General features: G+C 50.4%; 37 protein-coding genes. 36 read left to right on the top strand and 1 reads right to left on the bottom strand.

What is annotated here, in order from left to right; genetic code table 11:
* Window positions 1-155 precede the first annotated feature (155 nt).
* From L370_RS16905 to bfr, 10 genes are all read left to right on the top strand, one after another.
* Complete coding sequence (locus L370_RS16905; RefSeq protein ID WP_023333674.1) at window positions 156-878, top strand: helix-turn-helix transcriptional regulator; 723 nt, start codon at window positions 156-158, stop codon at window positions 876-878.
* Window positions 878-1,264, top strand: coding sequence for a sulfurtransferase complex subunit TusD (tusD, locus tag L370_RS16910; protein ID WP_023333673.1), 387 nt, complete (start codon window positions 878-880; stop codon window positions 1,262-1,264). The genes L370_RS16905 and tusD overlap by 1 nt, the downstream gene beginning before the upstream one ends.
* Complete coding sequence (gene tusC / locus L370_RS16915) at window positions 1,264-1,623, top strand: sulfurtransferase complex subunit TusC (protein WP_023333672.1); 360 nt, start codon at window positions 1,264-1,266, stop codon at window positions 1,621-1,623. Before tusD ends, tusC begins: the two co-directional genes overlap by 1 nt.
* A gap of 7 nt (window positions 1,624-1,630) precedes the next feature.
* Complete coding sequence (gene tusB / locus L370_RS16920) at window positions 1,631-1,918, top strand: sulfurtransferase complex subunit TusB (RefSeq protein ID WP_023333671.1); 288 nt, start codon at window positions 1,631-1,633, stop codon at window positions 1,916-1,918.
* A gap of 124 nt (window positions 1,919-2,042) precedes the next feature.
* The gene (gene rpsL, locus L370_RS16925; protein WP_000246815.1) at window positions 2,043-2,417 is read left to right on the top strand and encodes a 30S ribosomal protein S12; all 375 of its coding nucleotides are present in this window, start codon (window positions 2,043-2,045) and stop codon (window positions 2,415-2,417) included.
* Between the two features lie 96 nt (window positions 2,418-2,513).
* Entirely contained in the window at window positions 2,514-2,984 is a 471-nt protein-coding gene (rpsG, locus tag L370_RS16930; RefSeq protein ID WP_004106370.1) for a 30S ribosomal protein S7, read from the top strand.
* A gap of 96 nt (window positions 2,985-3,080) precedes the next feature.
* Complete coding sequence (gene fusA, locus L370_RS16935; RefSeq protein ID WP_023333670.1) at window positions 3,081-5,195, top strand: elongation factor G; 2,115 nt, start codon at window positions 3,081-3,083, stop codon at window positions 5,193-5,195.
* Between the two features lie 69 nt (window positions 5,196-5,264).
* Window positions 5,265-6,449: an elongation factor Tu gene (gene tuf / locus L370_RS16940; RefSeq protein ID WP_014068448.1), complete on the top strand. Its 1,185-nt coding sequence runs from the start codon at window positions 5,265-5,267 to the stop codon at window positions 6,447-6,449.
* A gap of 179 nt (window positions 6,450-6,628) precedes the next feature.
* Window positions 6,629-6,823, top strand: coding sequence for a bacterioferritin-associated ferredoxin (gene bfd, locus L370_RS16945; protein WP_003863268.1), 195 nt, complete (start codon window positions 6,629-6,631; stop codon window positions 6,821-6,823).
* Between the two features lie 72 nt (window positions 6,824-6,895).
* Window positions 6,896-7,372, top strand: coding sequence for a bacterioferritin (gene bfr, locus L370_RS16950; protein WP_008503492.1), 477 nt, complete (start codon window positions 6,896-6,898; stop codon window positions 7,370-7,372).
* Here the strand turns inward: bfr and L370_RS16955 are convergent.
* Window positions 7,356-7,829, bottom strand: a complete 474-nt coding sequence (locus L370_RS16955; RefSeq protein ID WP_023333669.1) for a prepilin peptidase — start codon at window positions 7,827-7,829, stop codon at window positions 7,356-7,358. The genes bfr and L370_RS16955 overlap by 17 nt on opposite strands.
* Window positions 7,830-8,209: 380 nt before the next feature.
* On the opposite strand from L370_RS16955, the gene rpsJ reads away from it, so the two are divergent.
* From rpsJ to rpsD, 26 genes are all read left to right on the top strand, one after another.
* A complete protein-coding gene (rpsJ, locus tag L370_RS16960; RefSeq protein ID WP_001181005.1) occupies window positions 8,210-8,521 on the top strand; it encodes a 30S ribosomal protein S10 in 312 nt (103 codons plus the stop codon).
* A 32-nt stretch (window positions 8,522-8,553) separates the two neighbouring features.
* Entirely contained in the window at window positions 8,554-9,183 is a 630-nt protein-coding gene (gene rplC / locus L370_RS16965) for a 50S ribosomal protein L3 (RefSeq protein WP_006178923.1), read from the top strand.
* Between the two features lie 10 nt (window positions 9,184-9,193).
* Window positions 9,194-9,799, top strand: a complete 606-nt coding sequence (gene rplD / locus L370_RS16970; RefSeq protein ID WP_000424395.1) for a 50S ribosomal protein L4 — start codon at window positions 9,194-9,196, stop codon at window positions 9,797-9,799.
* On the top strand, window positions 9,796-10,098 hold the full coding sequence (rplW, locus tag L370_RS16975; RefSeq protein ID WP_000617546.1) for a 50S ribosomal protein L23: 303 nt from the start codon (window positions 9,796-9,798) through the stop codon (window positions 10,096-10,098). The genes rplD and rplW overlap by 4 nt, the downstream gene beginning before the upstream one ends.
* Window positions 10,099-10,115: 17 nt before the next feature.
* Window positions 10,116-10,937, top strand: a complete 822-nt coding sequence (rplB, locus tag L370_RS16980) for a 50S ribosomal protein L2 (RefSeq protein ID WP_000301859.1) — start codon at window positions 10,116-10,118, stop codon at window positions 10,935-10,937.
* A 16-nt stretch (window positions 10,938-10,953) separates the two neighbouring features.
* Window positions 10,954-11,232: a 30S ribosomal protein S19 gene (gene rpsS, locus L370_RS16985; protein ID WP_001138117.1), complete on the top strand. Its 279-nt coding sequence runs from the start codon at window positions 10,954-10,956 to the stop codon at window positions 11,230-11,232.
* Window positions 11,233-11,246: 14 nt separating this feature from the next.
* Complete coding sequence (rplV, locus tag L370_RS16990) at window positions 11,247-11,579, top strand: 50S ribosomal protein L22 (RefSeq protein ID WP_002919773.1); 333 nt, start codon at window positions 11,247-11,249, stop codon at window positions 11,577-11,579.
* A 17-nt stretch (window positions 11,580-11,596) separates the two neighbouring features.
* Window positions 11,597-12,298 (top strand): 30S ribosomal protein S3, encoded by a 702-nt coding sequence (gene rpsC / locus L370_RS16995; RefSeq protein ID WP_000529945.1) that lies wholly within the window; start codon window positions 11,597-11,599, stop codon window positions 12,296-12,298.
* A gap of 12 nt (window positions 12,299-12,310) precedes the next feature.
* Entirely contained in the window at window positions 12,311-12,721 is a 411-nt protein-coding gene (rplP, locus tag L370_RS17000) for a 50S ribosomal protein L16 (protein WP_002919759.1), read from the top strand.
* Window positions 12,721-12,912, top strand: a complete 192-nt coding sequence (gene rpmC, locus L370_RS17005; protein ID WP_003863282.1) for a 50S ribosomal protein L29 — start codon at window positions 12,721-12,723, stop codon at window positions 12,910-12,912. Before rplP ends, rpmC begins: the two co-directional genes overlap by 1 nt.
* Window positions 12,912-13,166 (top strand): 30S ribosomal protein S17, encoded by a 255-nt coding sequence (gene rpsQ / locus L370_RS17010; RefSeq protein WP_008503489.1) that lies wholly within the window; start codon window positions 12,912-12,914, stop codon window positions 13,164-13,166. Before rpmC ends, rpsQ begins: the two co-directional genes overlap by 1 nt.
* Before the next feature lie 166 nt (window positions 13,167-13,332).
* Complete coding sequence (gene rplN / locus L370_RS17015; RefSeq protein WP_002919748.1) at window positions 13,333-13,704, top strand: 50S ribosomal protein L14; 372 nt, start codon at window positions 13,333-13,335, stop codon at window positions 13,702-13,704.
* Between the two features lie 10 nt (window positions 13,705-13,714).
* Window positions 13,715-14,029, top strand: a complete 315-nt coding sequence (gene rplX / locus L370_RS17020; RefSeq protein ID WP_003863287.1) for a 50S ribosomal protein L24 — start codon at window positions 13,715-13,717, stop codon at window positions 14,027-14,029.
* 14 nt (window positions 14,030-14,043) lie between these two features.
* Entirely contained in the window at window positions 14,044-14,583 is a 540-nt protein-coding gene (gene rplE, locus L370_RS17025) for a 50S ribosomal protein L5 (RefSeq protein WP_001096206.1), read from the top strand.
* 14 nt (window positions 14,584-14,597) lie between these two features.
* A complete protein-coding gene (gene rpsN / locus L370_RS17030) occupies window positions 14,598-14,903 on the top strand; it encodes a 30S ribosomal protein S14 (protein ID WP_003863291.1) in 306 nt (101 codons plus the stop codon).
* A 30-nt stretch (window positions 14,904-14,933) separates the two neighbouring features.
* Window positions 14,934-15,326, top strand: coding sequence for a 30S ribosomal protein S8 (gene rpsH, locus L370_RS17035; RefSeq protein ID WP_006178918.1), 393 nt, complete (start codon window positions 14,934-14,936; stop codon window positions 15,324-15,326).
* 12 nt (window positions 15,327-15,338) lie between these two features.
* The gene (gene rplF / locus L370_RS17040) at window positions 15,339-15,872 is read left to right on the top strand and encodes a 50S ribosomal protein L6 (RefSeq protein ID WP_003863296.1); all 534 of its coding nucleotides are present in this window, start codon (window positions 15,339-15,341) and stop codon (window positions 15,870-15,872) included.
* Between the two features lie 9 nt (window positions 15,873-15,881).
* A complete protein-coding gene (gene rplR, locus L370_RS17045) occupies window positions 15,882-16,235 on the top strand; it encodes a 50S ribosomal protein L18 (RefSeq protein ID WP_003863297.1) in 354 nt (117 codons plus the stop codon).
* A gap of 14 nt (window positions 16,236-16,249) precedes the next feature.
* Entirely contained in the window at window positions 16,250-16,750 is a 501-nt protein-coding gene (rpsE, locus tag L370_RS17050) for a 30S ribosomal protein S5 (protein WP_003863299.1), read from the top strand.
* 6 nt (window positions 16,751-16,756) lie between these two features.
* Window positions 16,757-16,936: a 50S ribosomal protein L30 gene (gene rpmD, locus L370_RS17055; RefSeq protein ID WP_003863301.1), complete on the top strand. Its 180-nt coding sequence runs from the start codon at window positions 16,757-16,759 to the stop codon at window positions 16,934-16,936.
* A gap of 3 nt (window positions 16,937-16,939) precedes the next feature.
* Entirely contained in the window at window positions 16,940-17,374 is a 435-nt protein-coding gene (gene rplO, locus L370_RS17060; RefSeq protein ID WP_003863304.1) for a 50S ribosomal protein L15, read from the top strand.
* A gap of 7 nt (window positions 17,375-17,381) precedes the next feature.
* Window positions 17,382-18,713, top strand: a complete 1,332-nt coding sequence (gene secY, locus L370_RS17065) for a preprotein translocase subunit SecY (protein ID WP_003863305.1) — start codon at window positions 17,382-17,384, stop codon at window positions 18,711-18,713.
* A 31-nt stretch (window positions 18,714-18,744) separates the two neighbouring features.
* Complete coding sequence (gene rpmJ / locus L370_RS0121800; RefSeq protein ID WP_000868187.1) at window positions 18,745-18,861, top strand: 50S ribosomal protein L36; 117 nt, start codon at window positions 18,745-18,747, stop codon at window positions 18,859-18,861.
* A 146-nt stretch (window positions 18,862-19,007) separates the two neighbouring features.
* Complete coding sequence (rpsM, locus tag L370_RS17070; protein WP_003863308.1) at window positions 19,008-19,364, top strand: 30S ribosomal protein S13; 357 nt, start codon at window positions 19,008-19,010, stop codon at window positions 19,362-19,364.
* A 16-nt stretch (window positions 19,365-19,380) separates the two neighbouring features.
* On the top strand, window positions 19,381-19,770 hold the full coding sequence (gene rpsK, locus L370_RS0121795; protein WP_003863312.1) for a 30S ribosomal protein S11: 390 nt from the start codon (window positions 19,381-19,383) through the stop codon (window positions 19,768-19,770).
* A gap of 33 nt (window positions 19,771-19,803) precedes the next feature.
* The gene (rpsD, locus tag L370_RS17075; RefSeq protein ID WP_004868345.1) at window positions 19,804-20,424 is read left to right on the top strand and encodes a 30S ribosomal protein S4; all 621 of its coding nucleotides are present in this window, start codon (window positions 19,804-19,806) and stop codon (window positions 20,422-20,424) included.
* The last annotated feature ends 9 nt before the right edge of the window (window positions 20,425-20,433 follow it).

The raw sequence follows: 20,433 nt of genomic DNA, 5'->3' as shown, positions 1-20,433 counted from the left end.
AACCGCCGCCTTTAAGGCGGCGGTTTTTTATTGTGGGGCAGATATAATTAACACTGGAAAGCGTTAGGCACGCTGTATTAATTTAGTTGTCCGTGTAGATAATGAGCCTGCCCTGAAAACCTAACGACAGGCTCCTGAAAAGGAGTGTTTTTTTCATGTCCAGGTCGCTTTTAACCAACGAAACCAGTGAACTTGATTTGCTGGATCAACGTCCTTTCGATCAGACCGACTTCGATATCCTGAAATCCTATGAAGCGGTAGTGGACGGGTTAGCGATGCTCATTGGCTCCCACTGCGAAATCGTATTGCACTCCCTGCAAGATCTGAAGTGTTCCGCTATCCGCATTGCGAATGGTGAGCATACTGGCCGTAAAATTGGTTCGCCAATTACCGACCTTGCATTGCGTATGTTGCATGACATGACCGGCGCGGACAGCAGCGTCTCCAAATGCTATTTCACCCGCGCCAAAAGCGGCGTGCTGATGAAATCAGAAACCATCGCGATTCGAAACCGCGACCATCGTGTTATTGGGCTGCTGTGCATCAACATGAACCTTGATGTGCCATTCTCGCAGATCATGAGCACCTTTATTCCACCAGAAACGCCGGATGTGGGCTCTTCTGTTAACTTTGCCTCCTCCGTTGAAGATCTGGTGACGCAGACGCTTGAGTTTACGATTGAAGAGGTGAATGCCGATCGCAACGTCTCGAACAACGCCAAGAATCGTCAGATCGTGCTCAATCTTTATGAAAAAGGGATTTTTGATATTAAAGACGCCATCAACCAGGTGGCCGATCGTCTGAACATCTCCAAGCACACGGTCTACCTCTACATTCGCCAGTTCAAAAGCGGCGATTTCCTGGGACAAGACAAGTAATGCGTTTTGCGTTAATGGTGACAGGCCCGGCGTACGGTACTCAGCAGGCCAGCAGCGCGCTGCAGTTTGCGCATGCGCTACTGGCGGCCGGACATGAGCTGGCGAGCGTCTTCTTCTATCGGGAAGGGGTGTATAACGCGAATCAGTTTACGTCACCGGCGAGTGACGAGTTCGACCTGGTGGGTGCCTGGCAGGCATTAAACGAAAAGCAGGGCGTAGAACTGCACATCTGCGTGGCGGCGGCACTGCGCCGCGGCGTGACCGATACAACCGAAGCCGCGCGTCTTGGTTTATCGGGTTCTAACCTGCAGCCCGGTTTTTCGTTGAGTGGTCTGGGTGCATTGGCACAGGCGGCATTAACCTGCGACAGAGTGGTGCAATTCTGATGAAGCGCGTGGCATTTGTTTTTACCTCTGCGCCGCACGGCAGCGCTTCTGGCCGCGAAGGATTGGATGCGTTACTTGCGACTTCCGCGCTGACCGAAGATATCGGTGTTTTCTTTTTGGGAGACGGGGTGTTCCAGCTTCTGGCGGGGCAACAGCCTCAGGCCATTCTGGCGCGTGATTACATCGCGACGTTCAAAGTGTTACCGCTTTACGATATCGAAACCTTCTATGTTTGTGCTGACTCTTTGGCCGCGCGCGGTTTAAACGAGATAACGCCATTCGTGCTGGATGTGACAGTCCTGTCTTCTGCTGCATTGCGCGAACACCTTTCCCACTACGACACCGTTCTGACTTTCTGAGGCCACCATGCTCCATACTCTGAGCCATTCACCGTGGCAATGTGATATCGACGCGTTACTGAGTATGCTGCGCGAAGGTGATGACCTGCTGCTGATTCAGGATGGCGTGCTTGCCGCACTGGAAGGCAGTCGTTTCGTTGAAATTCTCACGAATGCCCCCATAACAGTCTCTGCGCTGAAAGACGATCTGGATGCGCGGGGTCTTTCTGGTCAAATTTCAGCCAAAATTGACGTGGTTGGCTATACTGATTTCGTCAATCTTACTGTGGCGCACGCCAGTCAAATGAACTGGTGATCTGAGAACGCTGTATATTTCTTGACACCTTTTCGACGTAGCCCTAAAATTTCGCGTCCTCATATTGTATGAGGTCGATTTATTACGTGTTTACGAAGCAAAAGCTAAAACCAGGAGCTATTTAATGGCAACAGTTAACCAGCTGGTACGCAAACCACGCGCACGCAAAGTTGCAAAGAGCAACGTGCCTGCGCTGGAAGCCTGCCCGCAGAAACGTGGTGTATGTACTCGTGTATATACCACCACTCCTAAAAAACCAAACTCCGCACTGCGTAAAGTATGCCGTGTGCGTTTGACTAACGGTTTCGAAGTGACTTCCTACATCGGTGGTGAAGGTCACAACCTGCAGGAACACTCCGTGATCCTGATCCGTGGCGGTCGTGTTAAAGACCTTCCGGGTGTTCGTTACCACACCGTTCGTGGTGCGCTCGACTGCTCAGGTGTTAAAGACCGTAAGCAGGCTCGCTCCAAGTACGGCGTGAAGCGTCCTAAGGCTTAATGGTTCTCCGTTAAGTAAGGCCAAACTGATTTATCTTAATGTCAAACTAAACTCTTTGAGTTTTGGACAATCCTGAATTAACAACGGAGTATTCCCATGCCACGTCGTCGCGTCATTGGTCAGCGTAAAATTCTTCCAGATCCGAAATTCGGATCAGAACTGCTGGCAAAATTTGTAAATATCCTGATGGTAGATGGTAAAAAATCTACTGCAGAAGCAATCGTATACAGCGCGCTTGAGACCCTGGCTCAGCGTTCTGGTAAAAATGAACTGGAAGCTTTCGAAGTCGCTCTCGACAACGTTCGCCCAACTGTAGAAGTTAAGTCCCGCCGCGTTGGTGGTTCTACTTATCAGGTTCCAGTTGAAGTTCGTCCGGTTCGTCGTAATGCTCTGGCAATGCGTTGGATCGTTGAAGCTGCTCGTAAACGCGGTGATAAATCCATGGCTCTGCGTCTGGCGAACGAACTTTCTGATGCTGCAGACAACAAAGGTACTGCAGTTAAGAAACGTGAAGACGTTCACCGTATGGCAGAAGCCAACAAGGCGTTCGCACACTACCGTTGGTAATCCCTTCGGAGTATTAGTCACCAGGCGGGCGCTTCAGAGAAGCCGCCCGCTCTGGGTAACTTAACTGAACGCCTAAAGATATAAACGAGGAATCAAATGGCTCGTACAACACCCATCGCACGCTACCGTAACATCGGTATCAGTGCGCACATCGACGCCGGTAAAACCACTACTACCGAACGTATTCTGTTCTACACCGGTGTAAACCACAAAATCGGTGAAGTTCATGACGGCGCAGCCACCATGGACTGGATGGAACAGGAGCAGGAGCGTGGTATTACTATCACCTCCGCAGCGACTACTGCATTCTGGTCAGGTATGGCTAAGCAGTACGAACCGCATCGCGTAAACATCATCGACACCCCAGGGCACGTTGACTTCACCATCGAAGTAGAACGTTCCATGCGTGTTCTTGACGGCGCGGTAATGGTTTATTGCGCAGTTGGTGGTGTTCAGCCACAGTCTGAAACCGTATGGCGTCAGGCGAACAAATATAAAGTTCCACGCATCGCGTTCGTTAACAAAATGGACCGTATGGGTGCTAACTTCCTGAAAGTTGTTGGTCAGATCAAATCCCGTCTGGGCGCGAACCCTGTTCCGCTGCAGCTGGCAATTGGTGCTGAAGAAGGCTTCACCGGTGTTATCGACCTGGTGAAAATGAAAGCCATCAACTGGAACGATGCAGACCAGGGCGTTACCTTCGAATACGAAGATATCCCAGCTGCAATGCAGGACCTGGCTGACGAATGGCACCAGAACCTGATCGAATCCGCTGCTGAAGCTTCTGAAGAGCTGATGGAGAAATACCTGGGTGGTGAAGAACTGACTGAAGAAGAGATCAAAAAAGCTCTGCGTCAGCGCGTTCTGAACAACGAAATCATCCTGGTAACCTGTGGTTCTGCGTTCAAGAACAAAGGTGTTCAGGCGATGCTGGATGCGGTAGTTGACTACCTGCCATCCCCGGTTGACGTTCCTGCGATCAACGGCATCCTGGACGACGGTAAAGATACTCCGGCTGAGCGTCACGCAAGCGACGAAGAGCCATTCTCTGCACTGGCGTTCAAAATTGCTACCGACCCATTCGTGGGTAACCTGACCTTCTTCCGCGTTTACTCTGGTGTGGTTAACTCCGGTGACACCATCCTGAACTCCGTGAAAGCGGCGCGTGAACGTTTTGGCCGTATCGTACAGATGCACGCTAACAAACGTGAAGAGATCAAAGAAGTTCGTGCGGGCGACATCGCTGCAGCTATCGGTCTGAAAGACGTGACCACTGGTGACACCCTGTGTGACCCGGATCACCCGATCATTCTGGAGCGTATGGAATTCCCTGAGCCGGTAATCTCCATCGCAGTTGAACCAAAAACCAAAGCTGACCAGGAAAAAATGGGTCTGGCTCTGGGCCGTCTGGCGAAAGAAGACCCATCATTCCGCGTATGGACTGATGAAGAATCTAACCAGACCATCATCGCTGGTATGGGTGAACTGCACCTGGACATCATCGTTGACCGTATGAAGCGTGAATTCAACGTTGAAGCGAACGTGGGTAAACCTCAGGTTGCTTACCGCGAAGCGATTCGCGCGAAAGTTACCGATGTTGAAGGTAAACACGCTAAGCAGTCTGGTGGTCGCGGTCAGTACGGTCACGTTGTGATCGACATGTACCCACTGGAGCCGGGCTCTAACCCGAAAGGTTACGAGTTCATCAACGACATCAAAGGTGGTGTAATTCCTGGCGAATACATCCCAGCCGTTGATAAAGGCATTCAGGAACAGCTGAAAGCGGGCCCTCTGGCTGGCTATCCGGTTGTTGACATGGGTGTTCGTCTGCACTTCGGTTCTTACCACGACGTTGACTCCTCTGAACTGGCGTTTAAACTGGCTGCGTCTATTGCCTTTAAAGAAGGCTTTAAGAAAGCGAAACCAGTTCTGCTTGAGCCAATCATGAAGGTTGAAGTAGAAACTCCTGAAGAGAACACCGGTGACGTTATCGGTGACTTGAGCCGTCGTCGCGGTATGCTGCGTGGTCAGGAATCCGAAGTAACTGGCGTTAAGATCCACGCTGAAGTTCCGCTGTCTGAAATGTTCGGATATGCAACTCAGCTGCGTTCTCTGACCAAAGGTCGTGCATCATACACCATGGAATTCCTGAAGTATGATGATGCGCCTAACAACGTTGCTCAGGCCGTTATTGAAGCCCGTGGTAAGTAATCCACAGGATTAAAACCTAAGTCCCGTGCTCTCTCCATAGGGGAGAGCACTATAGTAAGGAATATAGCCGTGTCTAAAGAAAAATTTGAACGTACAAAACCGCACGTCAACGTTGGTACTATCGGCCACGTTGACCATGGTAAAACTACCCTGACTGCTGCAATCACTACCGTTCTGGCAAAAACCTACGGTGGTTCTGCTCGTGCATTCGACCAGATCGATAACGCACCAGAAGAAAAAGCTCGTGGTATCACCATCAACACCTCTCACGTTGAATATGACACCCCGACTCGCCACTACGCACACGTAGACTGCCCAGGCCACGCCGACTATGTTAAAAACATGATCACCGGTGCTGCGCAGATGGACGGCGCGATCCTGGTTGTTGCTGCGACTGACGGCCCAATGCCTCAGACTCGTGAGCACATCCTGCTGGGTCGTCAGGTAGGCGTTCCTTTCATCATCGTGTTCCTGAACAAATGTGACATGGTTGATGACGAAGAGCTGCTGGAACTGGTAGAGATGGAAGTTCGTGAACTGCTGTCTCAGTACGATTTCCCAGGCGACGATACCCCAATCGTTCGTGGTTCTGCTCTGAAAGCGCTGGAAGGCGAAGCAGAGTGGGAAGCGAAAATCATCGAACTGGCTGGCTTCCTGGATTCTTACATCCCAGAACCAGAGCGTGCGATTGACAAGCCATTCCTGCTGCCAATCGAAGACGTATTCTCCATCTCCGGTCGTGGTACCGTTGTTACCGGTCGTGTAGAGCGCGGTATCATCAAAGTTGGCGAAGAAGTTGAAATCGTTGGTATCAAAGAGACTGCGAAGTCTACCTGTACTGGCGTTGAAATGTTCCGCAAACTGCTGGACGAAGGCCGTGCTGGTGAGAACGTTGGTGTTCTGCTGCGTGGTATCAAACGTGAAGAAATCGAACGTGGTCAGGTTCTGGCGAAGCCAGGCTCAATCAAGCCACACACCAAGTTCGAATCTGAAGTGTACATTCTGTCCAAAGACGAAGGCGGCCGTCATACTCCGTTCTTCAAAGGCTACCGTCCACAGTTCTACTTCCGTACAACTGACGTGACCGGTACCATCGAACTGCCAGAAGGCGTTGAGATGGTAATGCCAGGCGACAACATCAAGATGGTTGTGACGCTGATCCACCCAATCGCGATGGACGACGGTCTGCGTTTCGCAATCCGTGAAGGCGGCCGTACCGTTGGCGCGGGCGTTGTTGCTAAAGTTCTGGGCTAATTAATTAGCCCCGAATAAAAAAAGGACGCTTCGGCGTCCTTTTTTGTTTTCTGCCGTTCAGGCATTGTCACAAAATTTCGCATTTTTTGCCTGCTCCCGCCCCGTATTGTGGCGCTTGTGCTATTGTAATCATAACCATTCTCACTTACACTTTGCGCATAATTTGAACGGGAGTCTCTATGTACGTTTGTTTATGTAATGGTGTAAGCGACAAGAAAATACGTCAGGCCGTTCGCCAGTTTCAGCCACAGTCTTTCCAGCAGCTTCGCAAGTTTGTTCCGGTGGGAAATCAATGCGGTAAATGCGTTCGCGCAGCGCGTGAGATTATGCAGGACGAATTGATGCAGATCCCGGAATTCAAAGAGATCGCGTAAGCGCCTATCTTTTTTTTGACATCCCTGTAGCCCGATCTACGCTTCAATGAGTGGAAGCGGAGGGACTATATAATGAAAGGTGATGTTAAAATCATAAGTTATCTCAATAAATTATTGGGAAATGAGCTTGTCGCAATCAATCAGTACTTTCTCCATGCAAGAATGTTCAAAAACTGGGGGCTTAAACGTCTGAACGACGTTGAGTACCATGAATCGATCGATGAAATGAAGCACGCCGATAAATATATCGAGCGTATTTTATTCCTTGAAGGCATTCCAAACCTGCAGGATCTCGGAAAGCTGGGCATCGGAGAAGATGTCGAAGAGATGCTGCGTTCCGACCTCAGGCTGGAACTTGAAGGCGCCAAAGATCTCCGTGAAGCCATAGCCTACGCAGACAGCGTACATGACTACGTCAGTCGCGATATGATGATCCAGATCCTGGCCGATGAAGAAGGCCACATTGACTGGCTGGAAACGGAGCTGGACCTGATTGCTAAAATCGGCCTGCAGAACTACCTTCAGTCGCAGATTAAAGTGGAAGAGTAACCACCGTCTTCCAACCTACGCATAAACCCGCTGCTGCCAGAAATGGCCCAAAAGGCAGCGGGTTTTTTAATGCCCCTTTATCAGTGCGGATTAACGAAAAAACAAGAATGCAAAGAAGCGCCATCAGCGCCGCGAGTAACGCCAGCGTAGGCAGTACGCACCAGCCATGCCATGCACCAAGCGCCGCCAGGTATTTTATATCGCCATATCCCATCCCTTCACGCCGGCAGATAAACCGATATCCCCAGTAAATAACGGCAAAGCCAATATATCCAATCATCGCACCCGCCACCGCACTCGGCAGAAAATCAGGTTGGATACAGAGCTGAAAGAGCAGTCCCGCCCATAGTAGCGGGCAGAGAAATTTATCGGGAAGCAGACCGTAGCGAATATCGTCATGTACAAGTAAGGCAGTCAGTGAAAGATAGATCAGCAGAAAGGGCAGGGTGGTTAGCATGGAAATGGCCTCAAACGGATTTGAGCGCATACTCGCTATAATCGGCCTGGCCGGCAATGCACAAAAAACGTAGATGCGTAGCGACTCGAAAGAAAGAATCGACGCAGGATACATTGCATAAAATGTTGCGCGCTCTTACGCATCCAGCCCCTTTGGCGCTTAATTTCTAAACGGCACTTGCGTCTTGCCCAGATTTACGTATAATGCGCGGGCTTGTCGTAATTGACGGCGGGTTCAATCAGAACCAGAGTAGCTCATTTTGTTACTCAACAATGCTCCCAATTGGGGAGCTACGTAAGAACGGTTACACTCTCCCATCAATCGTAATGGGTTTGAGGAGTAATCATTTTCGTTTATAAAATAATTGGAGCTCTGGTCTCATGCAGAACCAAAGAATCCGTATCCGCCTTAAAGCGTTTGATCATCGTCTGATCGATCAATCAACCGCGGAAATCGTCGAGACTGCTAAGCGCACTGGTGCGCAAGTCCGTGGTCCGATCCCGCTGCCGACCCGCAAAGAGCGCTTCACCGTTCTGATCTCCCCGCACGTTAACAAAGACGCGCGCGATCAGTACGAAATCCGCACTCACAAGCGTCTGGTTGACATCGTTGAGCCAACTGAGAAAACCGTTGATGCTCTGATGCGTCTGGATCTGGCTGCCGGTGTAGACGTGCAGATCAGCCTGGGTTAATCAGGTCATCGAGCGATTGAGAGGTTGATACAATGATTGGTTTAGTCGGTAAAAAAGTGGGCATGACCCGCATCTTCACTGAAGATGGCGTTTCAATCCCAGTAACCGTAATCGAAGTTGAAGCAAACCGCGTTACCCAGGTTAAAGATCTGGCTAACGATGGCTACCGCGCTGTTCAGGTGACCACTGGTGCTAAAAAAGCTAACCGTGTAACCAAACCAGAAGCGGGTCACTTCGCTAAAGCTGGCGTAGAAGCTGGCCGTGGTCTGTGGGAATTCCGTCTTGCTGAAGGCGAAGAGTTCACCGTAGGTCAGGACATTAGCGTTGAGCTGTTTGCTGACGTTAAAAAAGTTGACGTAACCGGTACCTCTAAAGGTAAAGGTTTTGCTGGTACCGTTAAGCGCTGGAACTTCCGTACCCAGGACGCTACCCACGGTAACTCCTTGTCTCACCGCGTTCCGGGTTCTATCGGTCAGAACCAGACTCCGGGCAAAGTGTTCAAAGGCAAGAAAATGGCAGGTCAGCTGGGTAACGAACGTGTAACCGTTCAGAGCCTGGACGTAGTACGTGTTGACGCTGAGCGCAACCTGCTGCTGGTTAAAGGTGCAGTTCCGGGTGCAACCGGTAGCGACCTGATCGTTAAACCAGCTGTGAAGGCGTAAGGGGATAGCAATGGAATTAGTATTGAAAGACGCGCAGAGCGCGCTGACTGTTTCCGAAACTACCTTCGGTCGTGATTTCAACGAAGCGCTGGTTCACCAGGTTGTTGTTGCTTATGCAGCTGGTGCTCGTCAGGGTACTCGTGCTCAGAAGACTCGTGCTGAAGTAACTGGTTCTGGCAAAAAGCCATGGCGCCAGAAAGGTACCGGCCGTGCGCGTTCAGGTTCTATCAAGAGCCCGATCTGGCGTTCAGGTGGCGTGACCTTCGCTGCGCGTCCACAGGACCACAGTCAAAAAGTTAACAAAAAGATGTACCGCGGCGCGCTGAAAAGCATCCTGTCCGAACTGGTACGTCAGGATCGTCTGATCGTTGTCGAGAAGTTCTCTGTTGAAGCGCCTAAAACTAAGCTGCTGGCACAGAAACTGAAAGACATGGCTCTGGAAGATGTGCTGATCATCACCGGTGAGCTGGACGAGAACCTGTTCCTGGCCGCACGTAACCTGCACAAGGTTGACGTACGCGATGCGACTGGTATCGACCCGGTTAGCCTGATCGCCTTCGACAAAGTCGTAATGACTGCTGATGCTGTTAAGCAAGTTGAGGAGATGCTGGCATGATTCGTGAAGAACGTCTGCTGAAGGTGCTTCGCGCACCGCACGTTTCTGAAAAAGCGTCTACTGCGATGGAAAAAACAAACACCATCGTTCTCAAAGTTGCTAAAGACGCGACCAAAGCAGAGATCAAAGCTGCTGTGCAGAAACTGTTTGAAGTCGAAGTCGAAGTCGTTAACACCCTGGTAGTTAAAGGGAAAGTTAAACGTCACGGACAGCGTATCGGTCGTCGTAGCGACTGGAAAAAAGCTTACGTCACCCTGAAAGAAGGCCAGAATCTGGACTTCGTTGGCGGCGCTGAGTAAGTCGGAGGAGTAATACAATGGCAGTTGTTAAATGTAAACCGACATCTCCGGGTCGTCGCCACGTAGTTAAAGTGGTTAACCCTGAGCTGCACAAGGGCAAACCTTTTGCTCCGTTGCTGGAAAAAAACAGCAAATCCGGTGGTCGTAACAACAATGGCCGTATCACCACTCGTCACATCGGTGGTGGCCACAAGCAGGCTTATCGTATTGTTGACTTCAAACGCAACAAAGACGGTATCCCAGCAGTTGTTGAACGTCTTGAGTACGATCCGAACCGTTCCGCGAACATCGCGCTGGTTCTGTACAAAGACGGCGAACGCCGTTACATCCTGGCCCCTAAAGGCCTGAAAGCTGGCGACCAGATTCAGTCTGGCGTTGATGCTGCAATCAAAGCAGGCAACACCCTGCCGATGCGCAATATCCCGGTTGGTTCTACCGTTCATAACGTAGAAATGAAACCAGGTAAAGGCGGTCAGCTGGCACGTTCCGCTGGTACTTACGTTCAGATCGTTGCGCGTGACGGTGCTTATGTCACCCTGCGTCTGCGTTCTGGTGAAATGCGTAAAGTCGAAGCAGACTGCCGCGCTACTCTGGGCGAAGTTGGCAATGCTGAGCATATGCTGCGCGTTCTGGGTAAAGCAGGTGCTGCACGCTGGCGTGGTGTTCGTCCTACCGTTCGCGGTACTGCGATGAACCCAGTCGATCACCCACATGGTGGTGGTGAAGGTCGTAACTTTGGTAAGCACCCGGTAACTCCGTGGGGCGTTCAGACCAAAGGTAAGAAGACCCGCAGCAACAAGCGTACTGATAAATTTATCGTACGTCGCCGTAGCAAATAATTTTAGAGGATAAGCCATGCCACGTTCTCTCAAGAAAGGTCCTTTTATTGACCTGCACTTGCTGAAGAAGGTAGAGAAAGCGGTGGAAAGCGGAGACAAGAAGCCCCTGCGCACTTGGTCCCGTCGTTCAACGATCTTTCCTAACATGATCGGTTTGACCATCGCTGTCCATAATGGTCGTCAGCACGTTCCAGTCTTTGTTACCGACGAAATGGTTGGTCACAAACTGGGTGAATTCGCACCGACTCGTACTTATCGCGGCCACGCTGCTGATAAAAAAGCGAAGAAGAAATAAGGTAGGAGGAAGAGATGGAAACTTTAGCTCAACATCGCCATGCTCGTTCTTCTGCTCAGAAGGTTCGCCTTGTTGCTGACCTGATTCGCGGTAAGAAAGTGTCGCAGGCCCTGGACATCCTGACCTATACCAACAAGAAAGCTGCGGTATTGGTCAAGAAAGTACTGGAATCTGCCATTGCTAACGCTGAACACAACGATGGCGCTGACATCGACGATCTGAAAGTCGCGAAAATTTTCGTAGATGAAGGCCCAAGCATGAAGCGCATTATGCCGCGTGCGAAAGGTCGTGCAGATCGCATCCTGAAGCGCACCAGCCACATTACTGTGGTTGTGTCCGATCGCTGAGACTCTGGAGACTAGCAATGGGTCAGAAAGTACATCCTAATGGTATTCGCCTGGGTATTGTAAAACCATGGAACTCTACCTGGTTTGCGAACACCAAAGAATTCGCTGACAACCTGGACAGCGATTTTAAAGTACGTCAGTACCTGACTAAGGAACTGGCTAAAGCGTCTGTATCTCGTATCGTTATCGAGCGTCCAGCGAAGAGCATCCGTGTGACTATTCACACTGCTCGTCCTGGCATCGTTATCGGTAAGAAAGGCGAAGACGTAGAAAAACTGCGCAAGGTCGTAGCGGATATCGCTGGCGTTCCTGCACAGATCAATATCGCTGAAGTTCGTAAGCCTGAACTGGACGCTAAATTGGTTGCTGACAGCATCACTTCACAGCTGGAACGTCGTGTTATGTTCCGTCGTGCTATGAAGCGTGCTGTACAGAACGCAATGCGTCTGGGCGCTAAAGGTATTAAAGTTGAAGTTAGCGGCCGTCTGGGCGGCGCGGAAATCGCACGTACCGAATGGTACCGTGAAGGTCGCGTACCGCTGCACACTCTGCGTGCTGACATCGACTACAACACCTCTGAAGCGCACACCACTTACGGTGTAATCGGCGTTAAGGTATGGATCTTCAAAGGTGAGATCCTGGGTGGTATGGCTGCTGTTGAACAACCGGAAAAACCGGCTGCTCAACCTAAAAAGCAGCAGCGTAAAGGCCGTAAATAAGGAGCGTCGCTGATGTTACAACCAAAGCGTACAAAATTCCGTAAAGTGCACAAAGGCCGCAACCGTGGTCTGGCGCAGGGTACGGATGTTAGCTTCGGCACTTTCGGTCTGAAAGCTGTTGGCCGTGGTCGTCTGACTGCACGTCAGATCGAAGCAGCACGTCGTGCAATGACCCGTGCAGTTAAGCGTCAAGGTAAGATCTGGATCCGTGTATTCCCGGACAAACCGATCACCGAGAAGCCGCTGGAAGTTCGTATGGGTAAAGGTAAAGGTAACGTGGAGTACTGGGTTGCCTTGATCCAACCGGGCAAAGTCCTTTATGAAATGGACGGTGTTCCGGAAGAGCTGGCCCGTGAAGCCTTCGGCCTGGCAGCAGCGAAACTGCCTATCAAAACCACCTTTGTAACTAAGACGGTGATGTAATGAAAGCAAAAGAGCTGCGTGAAAAAAGCGTTGAAGAGCTGAACGCTGAGCTGCTGAACCTGCTGCGTGAGCAGTTCAACCTGCGTATGCAGGCTGCAAGTGGCCAGCTGCAACAGACTCACCTGCTGAAGCAAGTGCGTCGCAATGTTGCACGCGTTAAGACTTTACTGACTCAGAAGGCGGGTGCGTAATGACCGATAAAATCCGTACTCTGCAAGGTCGTGTTGTTAGCGACAAAATGGAGAAATCCATTGTTGTAGCTATCGAACGTATTGTGAAACACCCGATCTACGGTAAATTCATCAAGCGTACGACCAAACTGCACGTACATGACGAGAACAACGAATGTGGTATCGGCGACAAGGTTGAAATCCGTGAATGCCGTCCACTGTCCAAGACTAAGTCCTGGACGCTGGTTCGCGTTGTAGAGAAAGCGGTTCTGTAATACAGTACGCCTTCTCAATACGAATAAACGGCTCAGCGATGAGCCGTTTATTTTTTCTACCCATATTGCAGAAGCGGTGTTATAATGCCGCGCCCTCGATATGGGGCTTTTTAACGGCTCTGATTTTAGAGTCTCAGGTAGTAGTTGACATTAGCGGAGCACTAAAATGATCCAAGAACAGACTATGCTGAACGTCGCCGACAACTCCGGTGCACGTCGCGTAATGTGTATCAAGGTTCTGGGTGGCTCGCACCGTCGCTACGCAGGCGTAGGCGACATCATCAAGATCACCATCAAGGAAGCAATTCCACGTGGTAAGGTCAAAAAAGGTGATGTGCTGAAGGCGGTAGTGGTGCGCACCAAGAAGGGTGTTCGTCGCCCTGACGGTTCTGTCATTCGCTTCGATGGTAATGCATGCGTTATTTTAAACAATAACAGCGAGCAGCCTATCGGCACGCGTATCTTTGGGCCGGTAACTCGTGAACTTCGTACTGAGAAGTTCATGAAAATTATCTCTCTGGCACCAGAAGTACTCTAAGGAGCGAATCATGGCAGCGAAAATCCGTCGTGATGACGAAGTTATCGTGTTAACCGGTAAAGATAAAGGTAAACGCGGTAAAGTAAAAAATGTTCTGTCTTCCGGCAAACTTGTCGTTGAAGGTATCAACCTGGTTAAGAAACATCAGAAGCCGGTTCCGGCCCTGAACCAACCAGGTGGCATCGTTGAAAAAGAAGCTGCTATTCAGGTTTCTAACGTTGCAATCTTCAATGCGGCTACCGGCAAGGCTGACCGTGTAGGCTTTAGATTCGAAGACGGCAAAAAAGTCCGTTTCTTCAAGTCTAACAGCGAAACTATCAAGTAATTTGGAGTAGTACGATGGCGAAACTGCATGATTACTACAAAGACGAAGTAGTTAACAAACTCATGACTGAGTTTAACTACAATTCTGTCATGCAAGTCCCTCGGGTCGAGAAGATCACCCTGAACATGGGTGTTGGTGAAGCGATCGCTGACAAGAAACTGCTGGATAACGCAGCAGCTGACCTGACAGCAATCTCCGGTCAAAAACCGCTGATCACCAAAGCACGCAAATCTGTTGCAGGCTTCAAAATCCGTCAGGGCTATCCGATCGGCTGTAAAGTAACTCTGCGTGGCGAACGCATGTGGGAGTTCTTTGAGCGCCTGATCACTATTGCTGTTCCACGTATCCGTGACTTCCGTGGCTTGTCCGCTAAGTCTTTCGACGGTCGTGGTAACTACAGCATGGGTGTCCGTGAGCAGATCATCTTCCCAGAAATCGACTACGATAAAGTCGACCGCGTGCGTGGTTTGGATATTACCATTACCACTACTGCGAAATCTGACGAAGAAGGCCGTGCTCTGCTGGCTGCCTTTGACTTCCCGTTCCGCAAGTAAGGTAGGGTTACTGAATGGCTAAGCAATCAATGAAAGCACGCGAAGTAAAGCGCGTAGCTTTAGCTGATAAATTCTTCGCTAAACGCGCTGAACTGAAAGCGATCATTTCTGATGTGAACGCTTCCGACGAAGATCGTTGGAATGCGGTTCTCAAGCTGCAGTCTCTGCCGCGTGATTCCAGCCCGTCTCGTCAGCGTAACCGCTGTCGTCAAACAGGTCGTCCACATGGTTATGTGGGCAAGTTTGGGTTGAGCCGTATCAAACTGCGTGAAGCCGCTATGCGCGGTGAAGTGCCAGGCTTGAAAAAGGCTAGCTGGTAATTACCAATTGAATCACGGGAGTAAAGACAGATGAGCATGCAAGATCCGATCGCGGATATGCTGACCCGTATCCGTAACGGTCAGGCCGCGAACAAAGTTGCGGTCACCATGCCTTCCGCCAAGCTGAAAGTGGCAATTGCCAACGTGCTGAAGGAAGAAGGTTTTATCGAAGATTTTAAAGTTGAAGGCGACACCAAGCCGGAACTGGAACTTACTCTCAAGTATTTCCAGGGTAAAGCTGTTGTAGAAAGCATTCAGCGTGTCAGCCGCCCAGGCCTGCGCATCTATAAGAAAAAAGATGAGCTGCCAAAAGTTATGGCTGGTCTTGGTATCGCAGTTGTTTCTACCTCTAAAGGTGTTATGACTGATCGTGCAGCGCGCCAGGCTGGTCTTGGTGGCGAAATTATCTGCTACGTAGCCTAATCGGAGGAAAGAATGTCTCGTGTTGCTAAAGCACCGGTCGTTATTCCTGCCGGCGTTGATGTAAAAATCGACGGTCAGGTTATTACGATCAAAGGTAAAAACGGCGAGCTGACTCGTACCCTCAACAAAGCTGTTGAAGTTAAACATGCAGATAACGCTCTGACCTTCGGTCCACGTGATGGTTTCGTGGATGGATGGGCTCAGGCTGGTACCGCGCGTGCCCTGCTGAACTCAATGGTTGTTGGTGTTACCGAAGGCTTCACTAAAAAGCTTCAGCTGGTTGGTGTAGGTTATCGTGCAGCTATCAAAGGGAATGCAGTAGGCCTGTCTCTGGGCTTCTCACACCCTGTTGAGCATCCGCTGCCGGCCGGTATCACTGCAGAATGTCCGACTCAAACTGAAATCGTGCTGAAAGGCGCTGATAAACAGCTGATCGGTCAGGTTGCAGCAGATCTGCGCGCCTACCGTCGTCCTGAGCCTTATAAAGGCAAGGGTGTTCGTTACGCCGACGAAGTCGTGCGTACCAAAGAGGCTAAGAAGAAGTAAGGTAACACTATGGATAAGAAATCTGCTCGTATCCGTCGTGCGACCCGCGCACGCCGCAAGCTCAAAGAGCTGGGTGCAACTCGCCTGGTGGTACATCGTACCCCGCGTCATATTTACGCACAGGTAATTGCACCGAACGGTTCTGAAGTTCTGGTAGCTGCTTCTACTGTAGAAAAAGCTATCTCAGAACAATTGAAGTACACCGGTAACAAAGACGCCGCTGCAGCTGTAGGTAAAGCTGTTGCTGAACGCGCTCTGGAAAAAGGCATCAGCAATGTTTCCTTTGACCGTTCCGGGTTCCAATATCATGGTCGTGTCCAGGCACTGGCAGATGCTGCCCGTGAAGCTGGCCTTCAGTTCTAAGGTAGAGGTGTAAGATGGCTCACATCGAAAAACAGGCTGGCGAACTGCAGGAAAAGCTGATCGCGGTAAACCGCGTATCTAAAACCGTTAAAGGTGGTCGTATTTTCTCCTTCACAGCTCTGACTGTTGTAGGCGATGGTAACGGTCGCGTTGGTTTTGGTTACGGTAAAGCGCGTGAAGTTCCAGCAGCGATCCAGAAAGCGATGGAAAAAGCCCGTCGCAATATGATTAACGTCGCGCTGAACAACGGCACCCTGCAGCACCCAGTTAAAGGTGTTCACACGGGTTCTCGTGTATTCATGCAGCCAGCTTCAGAAGGTACCGGTATCATCGCCGGTGGTGCAATGCGCGCCGTTCTGGAAGTTGCTGGGGTTCATAACGTTCTGGCCAAAGCATATGGTTCCACCAACCCGATCAACGTGGTTCGTGCAACTATTGATGGCCTGGAAAATATGAATTCTCCAGAAATGGTCGCTGCCAAGCGTGGTAAATCCGTTGAAGAAATTCTGGGGTAATTGACCATGGCAAAGACTATTAAAATCACTCAAACCCGCAGTGCAATCGGTCGTCTGCCGAAACACAAGGCAACGCTGCTTGGCCTGGGTCTGCGTCGTATTGGTCATACCGTTGAGCGCGAGGATACTCCTGCTGTTCGTGGTATGGTCAACGCGGTTTACTTCATGGTTAAAGTTGAGGAGTAAGAGATGCGTTTAAATACTCTGTCTCCGGCCGAAGGCTCTAAAAAGGCGGGTAAACGCCTGGGTCGTGGTATCGGTTCTGGCCTCGGCAAAACCGGTGGTCGTGGTCACAAAGGTCAGAACTCTCGTTCTGGCGGTGGCGTACGTCGCGGTTTCGAGGGTGGCCAGATGCCACTGTACCGTCGTCTGCCGAAGTTCGGCTTCACCTCTCGCAAAGCAGCGATCACAGCGGAAATCCGTCTGTCTGACCTGGCGAAAGTTGAAGGCGGCGTTGTAGACCTGAACACGCTGAAAGCAGCAAACATTATCGGTATCCAGATCGAGTTCGCGAAAGTGATCCTGGCTGGTGAAGTTTCTACTCCGGTAACTGTTCGTGGCCTGCGTGTTACTAAAGGTGCTCGTGCTGCTATCGAAGCTGCTGGCGGTAAAATTGAGGAATAAGTAGCAGATGGCTAAGCAACCGGGATTAGATTTTCAAAGTGCCAAAGGTGGATTTGGCGAGCTGAAACGCAGACTGCTGTTTGTTATCGGCGCGCTGATTGTGTTCCGTATTGGCTCTTTTATTCCGATCCCTGGTATCGATGCCGCTGTACTTGCCAAACTGCTTGAGCAACAGCGAGGCACCATCATTGAAATGTTCAACATGTTCTCTGGTGGTGCTCTCAGCCGTGCTTCTATCTTCGCATTGGGTATTATGCCGTACATTTCGGCATCTATTATTATCCAGCTGCTGACGGTCGTTCATCCGGCCCTGGCAGAGTTGAAGAAAGAAGGGGAGTCTGGACGTCGTAAGATTAGTCAGTACACCCGTTACGGTACTCTGGTGCTGGCAATATTCCAGTCGATCGGTATTGCTACCGGTCTGCCGAATATGCCTGGTATGCAGGGCCTGGTGTTAAACCCGGGCTTTGCATTCTACTTCACCGCTGTTGTAAGTCTGGTCACAGGGACGATGTTCCTGATGTGGCTCGGCGAACAGATTACTGAGCGTGGTATCGGTAACGGTATCTCAATCATTATCTTCGCCGGTATTGTTGCGGGCCTCCCGCCAGCCATCGCCCATACTATCGAGCAAGCGCGTCAAGGCGACCTGCACTTCCTCCTGTTGCTGTTGGTTGCAGTATTAGTATTTGCAGTGACGTTCTTTGTTGTCTTCGTTGAACGTGGTCAACGCCGCATTGTGGTGAACTACGCTAAACGTCAGCAGGGTCGTCGTGTCTATGCTGCACAGAGCACACATTTACCGCTGAAAGTGAACATGGCGGGGGTTATCCCGGCTATCTTCGCTTCCAGTATTATTCTGTTCCCGGCAACCATCGCGTCATGGTTCGGGGGCGGTACTGGTTGGAACTGGCTGACAACAATTTCGCTGTATTTGCAGCCTGGGCAACCACTTTATGTGTTACTCTATGCGTCTGCGATCATCTTCTTCTGTTTCTTCTACACGGCGTTGGTCTTCAACCCGCGTGAAACAGCAGATAACCTGAAGAAGTCCGGTGCATTTGTACCAGGAATTCGTCCGGGAGAGCAAACGGCGAAGTATATCGATAAAGTAATGACTCGCCTGACTTTGGTTGGTGCGCTTTATATTACTTTTATCTGCCTGATCCCGGAGTTCATGCGTGATGCAATGAAAGTACCGTTCTACTTCGGTGGGACCTCACTGCTTATCGTTGTTGTCGTGATTATGGACTTTATGGCTCAAGTGCAAACTCTGATGATGTCCAGTCAGTACGAGTCTGCATTGAAGAAGGCGAACCTGAAAGGCTACGGCCGCTAAATGGTCGCCTGAGAAGTTACGGAGAGTAAAAATGAAAGTTCGTGCTTCCGTCAAGAAATTATGCCGTAACTGCAAAATCGTTAAGCGTGATGGTGTCATCCGTGTGATTTGCAGTGCCGAGCCGAAGCATAAACAGCGCCAAGGCTGATTATTTCGCATATTTTTCTTGCAAAGTTGGGTTGAGCTGGCTAGATTAGCCAGCCAATCTTTTGTATGTCTGTACGTTTCCATTTGAGTATCCTGAAAACGGGCTTTTCAGCATGGTGCGTACATATTAAATAGTAGGAGTGCATAGTGGCCCGTATAGCAGGCATTAACATTCCTGATCAGAAACATGCTGTGATCGCATTAACTTCGATCTACGGCGTCGGCAAGACCCGTTCTAAAGCCATTCTGGCTGCAGCGGGTATCGCTGAAGATGTTAAGATCAGTGAGCTGTCTGAAGAACAAATCGACACGCTGCGTGACGAAGTTGCCAAATTTGTCGTTGAAGGTGATCTGCGCCGTGAAATCAGCATGAGCATCAAGCGCCTGATGGATCTTGGTTGCTATCGCGGTTTGCGTCATCGTCGTGGTCTGCCAGTGCGCGGTCAGCGTACTAAGACCAACGCACGTACCCGTAAGGGTCCGCGCAAACCGATCAAGAAATAATCGGGGTGATTGAATAATGGCAAAGGCACCAGTTCGTGCACGTAAACGTGTAAGAAAACAAGTCTCTGACGGCGTGGCTCATATCCATGCTTCTTTCAACAACACCATCGTTACTATTACTGATCGTCAGGGTAACGCATTGGGTTGGGCAACAGCCGGTGGTTCCGGTTTCCGTGGTTCTCGCAAATCCACTCCGTTTGCAGCTCAGGTTGCAGCAGAGCGTTGCGCAGAAGCCGTAAAAGAATACGGCATCAAGAATCTGGAAGTTATGGTTAAAGGTCCGGGTCCGGGTCGTGAATCTACTGTTCGCGCTCTGAACGCCGCTGGTTTCCGCATCACGAATATTACTGATGTGACTCCGATCCCTCATAACGGTTGTCGTCCGCCGAAAAAACGTCGCGTATAACGCTCCGTTTTTTAGGTTAGTTGGAGATAGAAAATGGCAAGATATTTGGGTCCTAAGCTCAAGCTGAGCCGTCGTGAGGGCACCGACTTATTCCTTAAGTCTGGCGTTCGCGCGATCGATACCAAGTGTAAAATTGAACAAGCTCCTGGCCAGCACGGTGCGCGTAAACCGCGTCTGTCTGACTATGGTGTGCAGTTGCGTGAAAAGCAAAAAGTTCGCCGTATGTACGGTGTGCTGGAGCGTCAGTTCCGTAACTACTATAAAGAAGCAGCACGTCTGAAAGGCAACACAGGTGAAAACCTGCTGGCCCTGCTGGAAGGTCGTCTGGACAACGTTGTATACCGTATGGGCTTCGGCGCTACTCGTGCTGAATCACGTCAGCTGGTTAGCCACAAAGCAATCATGGTAAACGGTCGTGTTGTTAACATCGCTTCTTATCAGGTTAAAGCGAATGACGTTGTTAGCATTCGTGAGAAAGCGAAAAAGCAATCTCGCGTGAAGGCCGCTCTGGAGCTGGCTGAGCAGCGTGAAAAGCCAACCTGGCTGGAAGTTGATGCTGGCAAGATGGAAGGTACGTTCAAGCGTCAGCCAGAACGTTCTGATCTGTCTGCGGACATTAACGAACACCTGATCGTCGAGCTTTACTCCAAGTAAAGCTTAGTA

It is taken from the genome of Enterobacter sp. MGH 24, assembly GCF_000493015.1.
Taxonomy (GTDB): domain Bacteria; phylum Pseudomonadota; class Gammaproteobacteria; order Enterobacterales; family Enterobacteriaceae; genus Enterobacter.
This window is presented reverse-complemented; position numbering and strand designations above follow the sequence as displayed.

Excerpts from the sequence above, each read along its gene's own strand:
- L370_RS16905 (WP_023333674.1), top strand. The coding sequence starts at position 156 with ATGTCCAGGTCGCTTTTAACCAACGAAACCAGTGAACTTGATTTGCTG.
- tusD (WP_023333673.1), top strand. The coding sequence starts at position 878 with ATGCGTTTTGCGTTAATGGTGACAGGCCCGGCGTACGGTACTCAGCAG.
- tusC (WP_023333672.1), top strand. The coding sequence starts at position 1,264 with ATGAAGCGCGTGGCATTTGTTTTTACCTCTGCGCCGCACGGCAGCGCT.
- tusB (WP_023333671.1), top strand. The coding sequence starts at position 1,631 with ATGCTCCATACTCTGAGCCATTCACCGTGGCAATGTGATATCGACGCG.
- rpsL (WP_000246815.1), top strand. The coding sequence starts at position 2,043 with ATGGCAACAGTTAACCAGCTGGTACGCAAACCACGCGCACGCAAAGTT.
- rpsG (WP_004106370.1), top strand. The coding sequence starts at position 2,514 with ATGCCACGTCGTCGCGTCATTGGTCAGCGTAAAATTCTTCCAGATCCG.
- fusA (WP_023333670.1), top strand. The coding sequence starts at position 3,081 with ATGGCTCGTACAACACCCATCGCACGCTACCGTAACATCGGTATCAGT.
- bfd (WP_003863268.1), top strand. The coding sequence starts at position 6,629 with ATGTACGTTTGTTTATGTAATGGTGTAAGCGACAAGAAAATACGTCAG.
- bfr (WP_008503492.1), top strand. The coding sequence starts at position 6,896 with ATGAAAGGTGATGTTAAAATCATAAGTTATCTCAATAAATTATTGGGA.
- L370_RS16955 (WP_023333669.1), bottom strand. The coding sequence starts at position 7,829 with ATGCTAACCACCCTGCCCTTTCTGCTGATCTATCTTTCACTGACTGCC.
- rpsJ (WP_001181005.1), top strand. The coding sequence starts at position 8,210 with ATGCAGAACCAAAGAATCCGTATCCGCCTTAAAGCGTTTGATCATCGT.
- rplC (WP_006178923.1), top strand. The coding sequence starts at position 8,554 with ATGATTGGTTTAGTCGGTAAAAAAGTGGGCATGACCCGCATCTTCACT.
- rplD (WP_000424395.1), top strand. The coding sequence starts at position 9,194 with ATGGAATTAGTATTGAAAGACGCGCAGAGCGCGCTGACTGTTTCCGAA.
- rplW (WP_000617546.1), top strand. The coding sequence starts at position 9,796 with ATGATTCGTGAAGAACGTCTGCTGAAGGTGCTTCGCGCACCGCACGTT.
- rplB (WP_000301859.1), top strand. The coding sequence starts at position 10,116 with ATGGCAGTTGTTAAATGTAAACCGACATCTCCGGGTCGTCGCCACGTA.
- rpsS (WP_001138117.1), top strand. The coding sequence starts at position 10,954 with ATGCCACGTTCTCTCAAGAAAGGTCCTTTTATTGACCTGCACTTGCTG.
- rplV (WP_002919773.1), top strand. The coding sequence starts at position 11,247 with ATGGAAACTTTAGCTCAACATCGCCATGCTCGTTCTTCTGCTCAGAAG.
- rpsC (WP_000529945.1), top strand. The coding sequence starts at position 11,597 with ATGGGTCAGAAAGTACATCCTAATGGTATTCGCCTGGGTATTGTAAAA.
- rplP (WP_002919759.1), top strand. The coding sequence starts at position 12,311 with ATGTTACAACCAAAGCGTACAAAATTCCGTAAAGTGCACAAAGGCCGC.
- rpmC (WP_003863282.1), top strand. The coding sequence starts at position 12,721 with ATGAAAGCAAAAGAGCTGCGTGAAAAAAGCGTTGAAGAGCTGAACGCT.
- rpsQ (WP_008503489.1), top strand. The coding sequence starts at position 12,912 with ATGACCGATAAAATCCGTACTCTGCAAGGTCGTGTTGTTAGCGACAAA.
- rplN (WP_002919748.1), top strand. The coding sequence starts at position 13,333 with ATGATCCAAGAACAGACTATGCTGAACGTCGCCGACAACTCCGGTGCA.
- rplX (WP_003863287.1), top strand. The coding sequence starts at position 13,715 with ATGGCAGCGAAAATCCGTCGTGATGACGAAGTTATCGTGTTAACCGGT.
- rplE (WP_001096206.1), top strand. The coding sequence starts at position 14,044 with ATGGCGAAACTGCATGATTACTACAAAGACGAAGTAGTTAACAAACTC.
- rpsN (WP_003863291.1), top strand. The coding sequence starts at position 14,598 with ATGGCTAAGCAATCAATGAAAGCACGCGAAGTAAAGCGCGTAGCTTTA.
- rpsH (WP_006178918.1), top strand. The coding sequence starts at position 14,934 with ATGAGCATGCAAGATCCGATCGCGGATATGCTGACCCGTATCCGTAAC.
- rplF (WP_003863296.1), top strand. The coding sequence starts at position 15,339 with ATGTCTCGTGTTGCTAAAGCACCGGTCGTTATTCCTGCCGGCGTTGAT.
- rplR (WP_003863297.1), top strand. The coding sequence starts at position 15,882 with ATGGATAAGAAATCTGCTCGTATCCGTCGTGCGACCCGCGCACGCCGC.
- rpsE (WP_003863299.1), top strand. The coding sequence starts at position 16,250 with ATGGCTCACATCGAAAAACAGGCTGGCGAACTGCAGGAAAAGCTGATC.
- rpmD (WP_003863301.1), top strand. The coding sequence starts at position 16,757 with ATGGCAAAGACTATTAAAATCACTCAAACCCGCAGTGCAATCGGTCGT.
- rplO (WP_003863304.1), top strand. The coding sequence starts at position 16,940 with ATGCGTTTAAATACTCTGTCTCCGGCCGAAGGCTCTAAAAAGGCGGGT.
- secY (WP_003863305.1), top strand. The coding sequence starts at position 17,382 with ATGGCTAAGCAACCGGGATTAGATTTTCAAAGTGCCAAAGGTGGATTT.
- rpmJ (WP_000868187.1), top strand. The coding sequence starts at position 18,745 with ATGAAAGTTCGTGCTTCCGTCAAGAAATTATGCCGTAACTGCAAAATC.
- rpsK (WP_003863312.1), top strand. The coding sequence starts at position 19,381 with ATGGCAAAGGCACCAGTTCGTGCACGTAAACGTGTAAGAAAACAAGTC.
- rpsD (WP_004868345.1), top strand. The coding sequence starts at position 19,804 with ATGGCAAGATATTTGGGTCCTAAGCTCAAGCTGAGCCGTCGTGAGGGC.